The organism is Bradyrhizobium sp. USDA 4341 (assembly GCF_054063755.1).
On sequence record NZ_JBSSGO010000002.1, the window covers coordinates 5,642,757 to 5,654,522 of the forward strand.

General features: G+C 64.6%; 11 protein-coding genes. 7 read left to right on the plus strand and 4 right to left on the minus strand.

Annotation, left to right across the window (positions count from 1 at the left end; genetic code table 11):
• Positions 1 to 4: 4 nt before the first annotated feature.
• The 4 genes from ACVIGB_RS32930 to ACVIGB_RS32945 form a co-directional block, all read right to left on the minus strand.
• Positions 5 to 550: an N-acetyltransferase family protein gene (locus tag ACVIGB_RS32930; RefSeq protein WP_456725026.1), complete on the minus strand. Its 546-nt coding sequence runs from the start codon at positions 548 to 550 to the stop codon at positions 5 to 7.
• 89 nt (positions 551 to 639) lie between these two features.
• Positions 640 to 1,431, minus strand: a complete 792-nt coding sequence (locus tag ACVIGB_RS32935; protein WP_029081319.1) for a Bax inhibitor-1/YccA family protein — start codon at positions 1,429 to 1,431, stop codon at positions 640 to 642.
• Between the two features lie 234 nt (positions 1,432 to 1,665).
• Positions 1,666 to 4,236 (minus strand): ABC transporter permease, encoded by a 2,571-nt coding sequence (locus ACVIGB_RS32940; protein ID WP_456719528.1) that lies wholly within the window; start codon positions 4,234 to 4,236, stop codon positions 1,666 to 1,668.
• Positions 4,233 to 4,952: an ABC transporter ATP-binding protein gene (locus ACVIGB_RS32945; RefSeq protein ID WP_456719527.1), complete on the minus strand. Its 720-nt coding sequence runs from the start codon at positions 4,950 to 4,952 to the stop codon at positions 4,233 to 4,235. The genes ACVIGB_RS32940 and ACVIGB_RS32945 overlap by 4 nt, the downstream gene beginning before the upstream one ends.
• A gap of 55 nt (positions 4,953 to 5,007) precedes the next feature.
• Here ACVIGB_RS32945 and ACVIGB_RS32950 point away from each other — a divergent pair, with 55 nt between their 5' ends.
• The 7 genes from ACVIGB_RS32950 to sucD all read left to right on the plus strand — a co-directional run bounded on the left by ACVIGB_RS32950 (position 5,008) and on the right by sucD (position 11,643).
• Positions 5,008 to 5,667, plus strand: a complete 660-nt coding sequence (locus ACVIGB_RS32950; protein ID WP_456725025.1) for an arylesterase — start codon at positions 5,008 to 5,010, stop codon at positions 5,665 to 5,667.
• A gap of 165 nt (positions 5,668 to 5,832) precedes the next feature.
• Positions 5,833 to 6,369, plus strand: coding sequence for an RNA 2',3'-cyclic phosphodiesterase (thpR, locus tag ACVIGB_RS32955; protein ID WP_092121595.1), 537 nt, complete (start codon positions 5,833 to 5,835; stop codon positions 6,367 to 6,369).
• Positions 6,370 to 6,509: 140 nt separating this feature from the next.
• A complete protein-coding gene (gene zapE, locus ACVIGB_RS32960) occupies positions 6,510 to 7,697 on the plus strand; it encodes a cell division protein ZapE (RefSeq protein WP_456719526.1) in 1,188 nt (395 codons plus the stop codon).
• Positions 7,698 to 7,919: 222 nt separating this feature from the next.
• Entirely contained in the window at positions 7,920 to 8,888 is a 969-nt protein-coding gene (mdh, locus tag ACVIGB_RS32965) for a malate dehydrogenase (RefSeq protein WP_092121604.1), read from the plus strand.
• Between the two features lie 160 nt (positions 8,889 to 9,048).
• Positions 9,049 to 10,245: an ADP-forming succinate--CoA ligase subunit beta gene (sucC, locus tag ACVIGB_RS32970; RefSeq protein ID WP_456719525.1), complete on the plus strand. Its 1,197-nt coding sequence runs from the start codon at positions 9,049 to 9,051 to the stop codon at positions 10,243 to 10,245.
• Positions 10,246 to 10,247: 2 nt separating this feature from the next.
• The gene (locus ACVIGB_RS32975) at positions 10,248 to 10,724 is read left to right on the plus strand and encodes a DUF1579 family protein (protein ID WP_092121609.1); all 477 of its coding nucleotides are present in this window, start codon (positions 10,248 to 10,250) and stop codon (positions 10,722 to 10,724) included.
• 37 nt (positions 10,725 to 10,761) lie between these two features.
• On the plus strand, positions 10,762 to 11,643 hold the full coding sequence (sucD, locus tag ACVIGB_RS32980) for a succinate--CoA ligase subunit alpha (RefSeq protein ID WP_456719524.1): 882 nt from the start codon (positions 10,762 to 10,764) through the stop codon (positions 11,641 to 11,643).
• The last annotated feature ends 123 nt before the right edge of the window (positions 11,644 to 11,766 follow it).

Below are 11,766 nucleotides of genomic sequence, written 5' to 3' on the forward strand. Positions count from 1 at the left end.
CCATCTAATCGGCCGGCACCGTCGCCGCGCCTTCGCCGAGCGCGCGCTGCATCATCACGGTATCGAGCCAGCGGCCGAATTTCAGGCCGACATTCGGGTGCGTCCCGATCATCTGAAATCCGCAGCGGCGGTGCAGCCCGATCGAGCCGGCGTTGGCGGAGTCCCCGATCACCGCGATCATCTGCCGGAAGCCGCGCGCGTCGCATTCGGCGATCAGGCGCTCCATCAGCCGGAGGCCGATGCCGCGGCGGTGGACCGCGGGGTCCAGATAGACGGAATTCTCGACGGTGAAGCGATAGGCCGGCCGTGGCCGGTAGGGGCCGGCATAGGCGTAGCGGGCGACGCGGCCGTCGAGCACGGCAACGAAATAAGGGAAGCCGCCATCGATCAGCACGCTATAGCGGCGGGTCATCTCGGCAAGGTCGGGCGGGATCAGCTCGAAGGTCGCAGTGCCGAAGCGCACCGCGTGCGCGTAGATCGCGGTGATCGAGGGCAGGTCCGCCTCGGCGGTCGGCCTGATTTCCGGATTGGATCCCGCGCGATTGGACATGGGCACGACAGTATTTTGCCCCGCGCAAAAGAAAAGCCCCGGCCGCAAGGCCGGGGCTTGGATTGGATCGATCGGCTGGCTCGAGGCGCTTAGTCGCGCTGGCCGAGCAGCTGCAGGAGCAGCGTGAACAGGTTGATGAAGTTCAGGTAGAGCGACAGCGCACCAGTGATTGCCGCACGCTCTGCCATCACGCCACCCTGTGAGGCGTAGCCGTAGATGTAGTCGTTCTTCAGCCGCTGGGTATCCCAGGCGGTGAGGCCCGCGAACACCAGCACGCCGACCACCGAGACGATGAACTGCAGCGCCGAGCTCGCCAGGAACAGGTTGACCAGGCTCGCGATGATGATGCCGATCAAGCCCATGAACAGGAACGAGCCCATGCCGCTCATGTCACGCTTGGTGGTGTAGCCGTAGAGGCTCAGCGCACCGAACGTCGCCGCGGTGATGAAGAACACGCGCACGATCGAGGTGTGCGTGTACACCAGGAAGATCGACGACAGCGACAGGCCCATCAGCGCCGAGAACACCCAGAACAGCAGCTGGGCGGTCGCAGGCTGCAGGCGGTTGATGCCGGCCGAGATGACGAACACCATCGCCAGAGGGGCGAGGATGAACAGCCACTTCAGCGGGCTCACGAACATCGCGTAGCCGAACTGCGTCAGATAGGCGTTGCCAAACTTGGCGACGGCGGCGGACTGGTCGCTGGTCACCGCACCCATGTAGACACCGAGCGCGGCCAAGCCTGTGATGGCCAGGCCGATGCTCATGTAGTTGTAGATGCGCAGCATGTAGGCGCGCAGACCGGCGTCGACGGCCGCAGCGTCAATGCGCCCGGCGGCCCGGCCGAAAGGAGAAGCGTAGTTGCGGTCTAGGTCCGACATGGTCGAATTCCCGTGGTTGGTCCCGGTGGAGCGCAAGGGATTTGCGGCGCCGGTTCTAAATCTATCTCAGATGGCTCGGTTTGCGGAACATTAATTGCGTGTCATTCAAACCGACTATCCGACCCGAGTGGTATGTGGGAAATTAACACATCCGACGCAAGCTTCCACGCGCGGCCGAATGTCGCTCTAACCTAGCATTTATAGGCAAAACGGCGCTGCCGCCGCTACAAATTGTCACAAATTCCGCAACACCGAGGCCGGCTTCTGGTTCAGCGCGAGCAGCGTTCCGGCCAGCCCCAATCCGACGGTGACGACCAGTGCGGCGACCACGACCAGCGCGGCGCTGCCGGCCTGCCAGATGAAACTCAGCGTCATCAGCCGCGTCACGATCAGCCAGGCCGCGACCGAACCGGCGATCACCCCGAAGATTGCGGTTGCAAAACCGATCATCAGATACTCCAGCGCGTAGGCGCCGAGCAATCGCACCCGCGTGGCGCCGAGCGTCTTCAGGATCACGGCGTCATAGACGCGGTGGCGGTGCCCGGCGGCGAGCGCACCCCCCAGCACTAGGATCGCCGAGATCAGCGTCACGGCGCTGGCGCCGCGGATCGCCAGCACCAGATTGCTGACGACGGTGCCGACCGTCTCCAGCGCCTCGCGGACGCGGACGCTGGTCACCATCGGGAACGCGTCGGCGACCTGCTTGATGATGCGCGCATCATCGGTGGTGCCGGCATGGGGTTCCGTCAGGGTCGCGACGTGGCTATGCGGGGCGCCCTTGAAGGCATTCGGCGAGAACACCAGCACGAAGTTGATGCCGAGGCCCTGCCAGTCGATGTTGCGCAGATTGGCGATCTTCGCCGGAACATCGCGGCCGAGCACGTTGACCACGATCTCGTCGCCGATCTTCAAGGACAGGCCGTCGGCGATCTTCTTCTCCATTGAGACCAGCGGAGGTCCGCTGTAGTCCGGTCCCCACCATTCGCCCTCGACGACCTTCGAACCCTTGGGAACTTCGCCGGTGTAGGTCAGGCCGCGGTCGCTTTGCAGCACCCACTCCGAATCGACCGACGGCTTGAGCTGGTCGGCCTTGACGCCGCGCGCGGCGACGATACGCCCGCGCAGCATCGGCACGTCCTCGACGGTCGAGCCGGCCGCGATCTGCGCTAGGAAGGCGGCAAAGCGGTCGGCTTCCGTAGAGGGGATGTCGATGAAGAAGAACGAGGGCGCCCGCTCAGGCAATGCGGCCAGGAATTGCCGGCGCAGATTGCCGTCGATCTGGGTGATGGTGACGAGCACCGCGAGCCCGAGCCCCAGCGACAGCACGACCGACGGCGTCAGCGCGCCCGGCCGGTGGATGTTGGCGATCGCCAGCCGCAGCATGGTCATGCGGCTGCGCGGCAGCCGGCGCGCCACCGCCATCAGGATCTCGGCGATCCCGCGCAGCAGCAGGAACACCGCGATCGACGAGGCGACGAACACGGCGGCGACCCGCTTGTCATAGGCAAGCCCGATCGCGACCCCGATCAGGAGTGTGACGACCACCGCCATCAGCGCGAGATAGCTCCAGCGCGGGCGGTGCCATTCGCTGGCGACGGTCTCGCGGAACAACGCGGCGACCGGCACGTCGTGGACCCGGCCGAGCGGCCACAGTCCGAACGCCAGCGCGGTGAGCTGGCCATAGAGGAAGGAGAGCGCGAGTTCGTCGGGATGCAGGGCCGGCACCACCGGCAGCGGCAGCAGCTTGCCGAACAGGCCGACGATGACGAAAGGCAGCGCGGCGCCGAGCACCAGCCCGATCACCGAACCGATCCCGGCCAGCACCACCACTTGCGTGCAGTAGATCGTGAAGACGTCGCGGCCGGTGGCGCCGAGAGCCTTGAACGAGGCGATGACGTCGCGGCGCCGGTCGATATGGCTCTTCACCGCGTTGGCGACGCCGACGCCGCCGACCAGCAGTGCGGCGAGGCCGACCAGGGTCAGGAACTGGGTGAAGCGGTTGATGGTGCGTTCAAGCTGCGGCGAGGCGTTGTTGCGGCTGCGGACTTCCCAGCCGGCCTCCGGCGCGGCAGCCCGTGCGCCGTCGATCAGCGCGGTCGTGGCGCGATCGTCGTTGGCGCCGTCGAGCAGCTTCACCCGGTAGATCCAGCGTACCAGGCTGCCCGGTTGCAGCAGGTCGGTGGCGCGCAGGCTGGCTTCGCTGATCAGGAAGCGCGGGCCGAGGCCGACGCCGCCGGCAAGCTTGTCGGGCTCGGCCGCCACCACGCTGCGGATCTGGTAGGTCGCGCTGCCGATCGTGACGCGGTCGCCGAGCTTCAGGTCGAGCCGCGCCAAGAGCGTTGAATCGGCGGCCGCGCCATAGACGCCATCGCGTTCGGCGAGCAGATCGGCGACCGGCATGTTCGGCTCGAGCGTCAGCTCGCCGAGCATCGGATATTTGCCGTCGACCGCTTTGAGCTCGACCAGCGCCAGCTTGCCGTCGCCGCTGCGGGCCATCGCGCGCAGCGTGGCTGCCACCGAAACCTCGCCGCGGGTGCGCAGATACGCGACCTCGTCGGGCTTGGCCTCGCGCGAGATCAGCGAGAATGCGACGTCGCCGCCGAGCAGCGTGCGGCCCTCGCGCGACAGGCCGTCGCCGAGGCTCGCGGCGACCGAGCCGACGCCGGCAATCGCCATCACGCCGAGCGCGATGCAGGCGATGAACACGTAGAATCCGCGCAGGCCGCCGCGCAGTTCGCGCAGCGCGTAACGGAAGGCAAGCGACGACGCGCGGCCCTGCACCGCGACTTCGGACGCGATGCTCATGTCGTGGATTGTCCGTCGATGCGGCCGGAACGCAGCCGCACCACACGATCGCAGCGCTGGGCCAGCGAGAGGTCGTGCGTCACCAGCACCAGCGTCATGCCGCGCTCGGTGTGCTTGGTGAAGAGCAGGTCGATGATCTGCTTTCCCGTCGTCTCGTCGAGATTTCCGGTCGGCTCGTCGGCAACCAGGATCGCGGGATCGGGCGCGAGCGCACGCGCGATCGCGACGCGCTGCTGCTCGCCGCCGGAAAGCTGCGTCGGATAGTGGTGCAGCCGTTCGCCGAGTCCGACCGATTGCAGCTCCTGCGCGGCGCGCGCGGCGGCATCGGGATTGCCGGCGAGCTCAAGCGGCACGGCGACGTTCTCCAGCGCTGTCATGGTCGGGATCAGATGGAACGACTGGAAGACGATGCCGACCTGGCGGCCGCGGAAGCGCGCCAGCTCATCTTCATCGAGGGCATTGAACAACGTGCCGTTGACGACCACTTCTCCGCTGTCAGGACGTTCAAGCCCCGCCATCACCATCAGCAAGGTCGACTTGCCCGAACCCGACGGGCCGATCAGGCCGATGGCCTCACCCGCTGCCACACGAAGGCTGATATCTTTGAGGATATGGACCCGTGCCGCGCCGGTGCCGAGCGAGAGATTGACGTTCCTGACGGCAATGGTGTCCGGCTCGACGTCGGTCAGTGAAGAGGATTCGATGAGACTGTCCATGGTTCGGTCATATGGCACTTCCGCTGCTGCGGTCGAGAGCCGGTTGAGAATCTTCGTGCACATACTCGTGTTGCTTATGGGCTTGATGACGGCGGCAAGTGCGCAGACGCCAGGGGTGGAGAAAAGCCCGGCGCAAGGTTCGGCGAAACCGATCAAGATGGTGGTTCTGGGCGATTCCCTGAGCGCCGGTTATGGCCTTCCGGCCGCGGCGGCATTTCCGGTCCGGCTACAAAAAGCCTTGGAGACCAAGGGGATAAAGGTCAATATGACCAATGCCGGGGTATCCGGCGACACCGCCTCAGGGGGTCGCGAGCGGCTCGACTGGTCGGTGGCTGACGGAACTGACGCCGTGATCGTCGAGCTCGGCGCCAACGATGCGCTGCGCGGCATCGATCCCGCAGTGACGCGTGCCGCGCTCTCCGACATCATCACAAAGTTGCAGGCGCGCAAGATCGCCGTGCTCCTGTGCGGCATGGTCGCGCCACCGAACTATGGCAGCGAGTATGCAGCGAAGTTCAGCGCCATCTATCCGGATCTCTCGAAGTCGCTGGGCGTGCCGCTCTATCCGTTTTTCCTCGATGGCGTTGCTGCCGACGCCAAGCTCAATCAGGCTGACGGCATGCATCCGACGGCGGAAGGTGTGGACATCGTCGTGAAGAATATCCTGCCCACGGTGGAGGCATTTCTCGGCGCAATATCAGGGCAACGCAGTTGAAACGCAGGCAGCGGGCCGTGTTGTGCCCGTAGGTTTACGAGCTGTTAACGGGTCATGCTTCGCAGAGTCACATATCTCGGGTACAAATAGGCATCGGTGATTCGTCACCGGGCTGTTACAGGGGCGGGCTCCCAAAACCCGCGCCAAGCATCGAGGATTAATGCGATGCCGCGTCTGTTCACTGGACTGGAAATTCCGGCCGAGATCGGCCAGACACTTTCCAATTTGCGTGGCGGCCTTCCCGGCGCACGCTGGATCGATCCCGAAAATTATCATGTCACTCTGCGCTTCATCGGCGACATCGATGGCCTCTGGGCCAACGAGATCGCTACGATGCTGTTTCGGGTGAACCGAAAACCGTTCGAGGTCAAACTGCAGGGCCTGTCGAGCTTCGGTGGACGCAAGCCGCGCGCGGTGGTTGCCGCCGTCGAGCCCAGTCGGCCGCTGATCGAATTGCAGGCCGAGCTCGAGCGGATGATGCAGCGGATGGGGCTCGATCCCGAGGGCAGGAAATTCACGCCCCATGTCACGCTCGCGCGTTTGCATGACGCATCGAGCCAGGATGTCGCGGATTATCTGTCCGTGCGCGGCTACTTCCCGAGCCGCAGCTTCATGGCGGACCGCTTCGTGCTGTTCTCGTCGCGCGCGTCGACAGGCGGCGGCCCCTACGTGGTCGAGGATTCCTACGCGCTCTGCGCGTGAGGTTTCTTAGGATCGCGGCTTGAGGTGTCAGGCAGCGGCCGGTGCGGTCGGCCGTGGTATGCAAGGGCTTGCGCTTGCATACCCCATTGGTACAATTCACGGCTTGCAATTTTCCGCGCAGTAGGGCCGTAAGGTGGGCCATGCTGTCCACCTCGCCGAGTTCCTTTCTCGAACACTACAACGACCTGGTCGCCTCCGGCGCGATCGAGGCCGATCCGGCGCAGGCGCAAGCCGCCGAGGCGTTCGGCGCGCTGGAGGAGCGGCTCGCGAGCTACAAGCCCCAGCGCAAGCAAAGCCTGCTCGGACGGCTGTTCGGCGGCGACAAGGACGACAAGCCGCCGCGCGGGCTCTACATCCATGGCGAGGTCGGCCGCGGCAAGACCATGCTGATGGACCTGTTCTTCCAGCAGAGCCCGGTCGAGCACAAGCGCCGTGCCCATTTCCACGAATTCATGGCCGAGGCGCATGAGCGCATCTACGGTTACCGCCAGCAGATCGCGCGCGGCGAGATCGCAGACGGCGACGTGATCGCGCTCACCGCGCAGGCGATCTTCGACGAAGCCTGGCTGCTCTGCTTCGACGAATTCCACGTCACCGACATTGCGGACGCGATGATCCTCGGACGGCTGTTCGCAAAGCTGTTCGATCTCGGCACCGTCGTGGTCGCGACCTCAAACGTCGCGCCTGACGATCTCTACAAGGGCGGTCTCAATCGCGCGCTGTTCCTGCCGTTCATCGCGCAGATTTCCGACCACATGGATGTGCTGCGGCTCGATGCACGTACCGACTTCCGGCTTGAGAAGCTCGTCGGCGTGAAGATGTGGCTGGTGCCCGCGGATGACGCGGCTCGCGATGTGCTCAATGCGGCGTGGCGCAAGATGACCGGCAACGCGCCGTGCAAGGCGCGCCTTATCGAGATCAAAAAGCGTTTGCTGACTGTGCCGTGCTCGTCGCATGGCGTCGCGCGCTTCAGCTTCGCCGATCTCTGCGAGAAGCCGCTTGCCGCGTCCGATTACCTCAGGCTTGCGCACGACTACCACACGATCCTGATCGACCATATTCCGGTGATGGATTACGCCGAGCGCAATGCCGCCAAGCGCTTCATCTCGCTGATCGACACGCTCTATGACAATGCCGTGAAGCTGATGGCCTCGGCTGAGGCCGATCCGGTGTCGTTGTACCTTGCGACCGACGGCATCGAGGCGATGGAGTTCAAGCGCACGTCCTCGCGCCTGATCGAGATGAGCTCGGAATCCTATCTGGCGCTGCCGCACGGCCGCAAGGACTCCTCGGCCAGCGGCTCGTCGACCGGCCTGGTCGAGACCTGAAATTCAGCCTTGAAATTCGGCCTCGAAATTCGGTCTTGCGCGCGATCCGGTTCGGAGCAACTTTTCGTGTCTCCGGGACGGATGGTGCTGGCATGCCTGATCGAATTCCAGGCAAGGCCTCCAATCGGGCAGGCCGCGACTTGAATGGATCATTCGAAAGGGATAACCACCCTTGCAACCGACTTCCCTCCCTCCTGCACCAGTTCAAAGGACTGATTTCCCATGGCACGCGACAAGATTGCACTGATTGGCTCCGGACAGATCGGCGGAACGCTGGCGCACCTCGTTGGCCTCAAGGAACTCGGAGACGTCGTGCTGTTCGATATCGCCGAGGGCGTGCCGCAGGGCAAAGCGCTCGACATCGCGCAGTCGTCGCCGGTCGACGGCTTCGACTCCAATCTGGTCGGCGCCAACTCCTATGAAGCGCTCGACGGCGCCAAGGTCTGCATCGTCACCGCGGGCGTGCCGCGCAAGCCCGGCATGAGCCGCGACGATCTGCTGTCGATCAACCTCAAGGTCATGGAGCAGGTCGGCGCCGGCATCAAGAAGTACGCGCCCGACGCCTTCGTCATCTGCATCACCAACCCGCTGGACGCGATGGTCTGGGCGCTGCAGAAGGCTTCCGGCCTGCCGCACAAGAAGGTGGTCGGCATGGCCGGCGTGCTCGACTCCGCGCGCTTCCGCTATTTCTTGGCCGACGAATTCAACGTCTCGGTCGAAGACGTCACCGCGTTCGTGCTCGGCGGCCACGGCGACACCATGGTGCCGCTGACCCGCTACTCGACCGTCGCCGGCATTCCTCTGCCCGACCTCGTCAAGATGGGCTGGACCTCGCAGGCGCGCATCGACGAGATCGTCGACCGCACCCGCAACGGCGGCGCCGAGATCGTCAACCTGCTCAAGACCGGCTCGGCCTTCTACGCGCCGGCGGCGTCCGCGATCCAGATGGCCGAGAGCTATCTGAGGGACAAGAAGCGCGTGCTGCCCTGCGCCGCCTATCTCAACGGCGAGTACGGCGTGAAGGACATGTATGTCGGCGTGCCGACCGTGATCGGCTCCAAGGGCGTCGAGCGCATTGTCGAGATCGAGCTCGCCGGCAAGGACCGTGAAGCCTTCGACAAGTCGGTCGGCGCGGTGCAGGGCCTGGTCGACGCCTGCAAGAAGATCGCGCCCGATCTGCTCGGCAAGTAATCTCAATCGGCAATGACCCGATAGGCGATTTCAATCGCCTGTCGGGTGCAAGGTGATGAAATTCCGGCGGGTTTTGTAGTTGCGCGAGCTTTGGTATATGGTATACCAGCGTCAAGGCTGACTTGAAGTTCGCCGCACGAGGGTTTGGGAGCGTCTTTCCATGAATATCCACGAATACCAGGCCAAGGCTCTGCTGCACGAATTCGGCGTGCCGATCTCGCGCGGTGTGCCGGTGCTGAAGCCGGAAGATGCCGACGCGGCGGCCAAGCAGCTCCCCGGCCCGATCTGGGTGGTGAAGAGCCAGATCCATGCTGGCGGTCGCGGCAAGGGCAAGTTCAAGGAGGCATCCGCCGGCGACAAGGGCGGTGTCCGCATCGCCAAGTCGGTTGCCGAGGTCGACCAGTTCGCCAAGCAGATGCTCGGCGCGACGCTGGTCACGGTGCAGACCGGCCCGCACGGCAAGCAGGTCAACCGCCTCTACATCGAGGAAGGCTCCGACATCGACAAGGAGTTCTACCTCTCGATCCTGGTCAATCGCGAGACCTCCGAGATTTCCTTCGTGGTGTCGACCGAAGGCGGCGTCAACATCGAGGACGTCGCGCATACGACCCCGGAAAAGATCGTCTCGTTCTCGGTCGATCCCGCCACCGGCATCATGCCTCACCACGGCCGCACGGTTGCCGAGGCGCTGAAGCTGAAAGGCGATCTCGCCAAGCAGGCCGAGAAGCTGACCGGTCAGCTCTATGCAGCTTTCGCCGCCAAGGACATGGCGATGCTCGAGATCAATCCGCTCGTCGTCACCAAGCAGGGCCAGCTCCGCGTGCTCGACGCCAAGGTGTCGTTCGACAGCAACGCGCTCTACCGTCACCCGGACGTGGTCGCGCTGCGCGACGAGTCCGAGGAGGACGCCAAGGAGATCGAGGCGTCGAAATATGATCTCAACTATGTCGCGCTCGACGGCACGATCGGCTGCATGGTCAACGGCGCCGGCCTCGCCATGGCGACGATGGACATCATCAAGCTCTACGGCATGGAGCCGGCGAACTTCCTCGACGTCGGCGGCGGCGCCAGCGCGGAGAAGGTCGCGGCTGCCTTCAAGATCATCACCGCCGATCCGAACGTGAAGGGCATCCTGGTCAACATCTTCGGCGGCATCATGAAGTGCGACGTGATCGCCGAGGGCGTAGTCGCCGCGGTGAAGCAGGTCGGTCTCAAGGTGCCGCTGGTGGTGCGCCTCGAAGGCACCAATGTCGAGCAGGGCAAGAAGATCATCCGCGACAGCGGCCTCAACGTGGTGCCCGCCGACAATCTCGATGACGCCGCACAGAAGATCGTGAAAGCCGTCAAGGGAGGCTAACGATGGCCGATCATCTCGACGCTCCGACCCCGCTGGACGAACACCGCAAGCTCGCGGTTTTCGCGGGCGAGTGGAACGGCGACGAGATGGTCTATCCGTCGCGCTGGACCGCCGGCGGTCCGGCCACCTCGCATGTCGTTGCGCGCATCGCGCTCAACGGCTTCTACCTGATCCAGGACTGCGTGCAGACCCGCGACGGCAAGGAGAGCTTCGCCACCCACGGCGTCTTCACCTACGACCGCGAGGATCGGGCCTACCGATTGTTCTGGCACGATTCACTCGGCTACTACCCGCCGTCGCCGGCGTCCGGCGGCTGGGCGGGCAAGTCGCTGATCCTGGTGCGCGGCTCGCTGCGCGGCAATGCCCGTCACGTCTACGAGGTCGTCGACGACAATACCTACAACATGAAGATCCAATTCTCGCCTGACGCGGAAGGGTGGGCCGACGTGCTCACCGGCGTGTACCGGCGTATCCACTAAACCCTTCACCGACCGTCTCGCGAAAGCATCTCGAACCATGTCCATTCTGATCGACAAGAACACCAAGGTCATCTGCCAGGGCTTCACCGGCAAGAACGGCACGTTCCATTCGGAAGCGGCGATCGCTTACGGCACCAAGATGGTCGGCGGCGTGGCGCCGGGCAAAGGCGGCTCGACCCACCTCAACCTGCCGGTGTTCGACACCGTCGCCGACGCGCGTGCGAAGACCGGCGCCGACGCCAGCGTGGTCTATGTCCCGCCGCCAGGCGCGGCGGACGCGATCTGCGAGGCGATCGATGCGGAGATCCCGCTGATCGTCTGCATCACCGAGGGCATTCCGGTACTCGACATGGTGCGCGTCAAGCGCTCGCTGTCGGGCTCGAAGTCGCGGCTGATCGGGCCGAACTGCCCCGGCGTGATGACCGCCGGCGAGTGCAAGATCGGCATCATGCCCGCCAACATCTTCAAACCCGGCTCGGTCGGCATCGTCTCCCGCTCCGGCACCCTGACCTATGAAGCGGTGTTCCAGACCACCCAGGAGGGCCTCGGCCAGACCACCGCGGTCGGCATCGGCGGCGATCCGGTCAAGGGCACCGAGTTCATCGACGTGCTGGAGATGTTCCTGGCCGACGAGAAGACCAAGTCGATCGTCATGATCGGCGAAATCGGCGGCTCCGCCGAGGAAGACGCCGCCCAGTTCCTCATGGACGAGGCCAAGCGCGGCCGCAAGAAGCCGATGGTCGGCTTCATCGCCGGTGTCACAGCACCTCCTGGCCGCCGCATGGGTCATGCCGGCGCGATCATCTCCGGCGGCAAGGGCGATGCCGGTTCCAAGACCGCGGCGATGGAAGCCGCCGGCATCAAAGTGTCGCCGTCCCCGGCGCGGCTCGGGCACACGCTCGCCGAGATGCTGAAGTAACCGCCCGTTCGGCGAAGTTCCCTTCGAGGTTTGGCGTGGTTTTGGGCGGGTTCTCATGAGGGAACCCGCCCTTTTATTGCGTTTTGCCAGCAGAATGCCGATCAATAAAATATGAAAATAAGT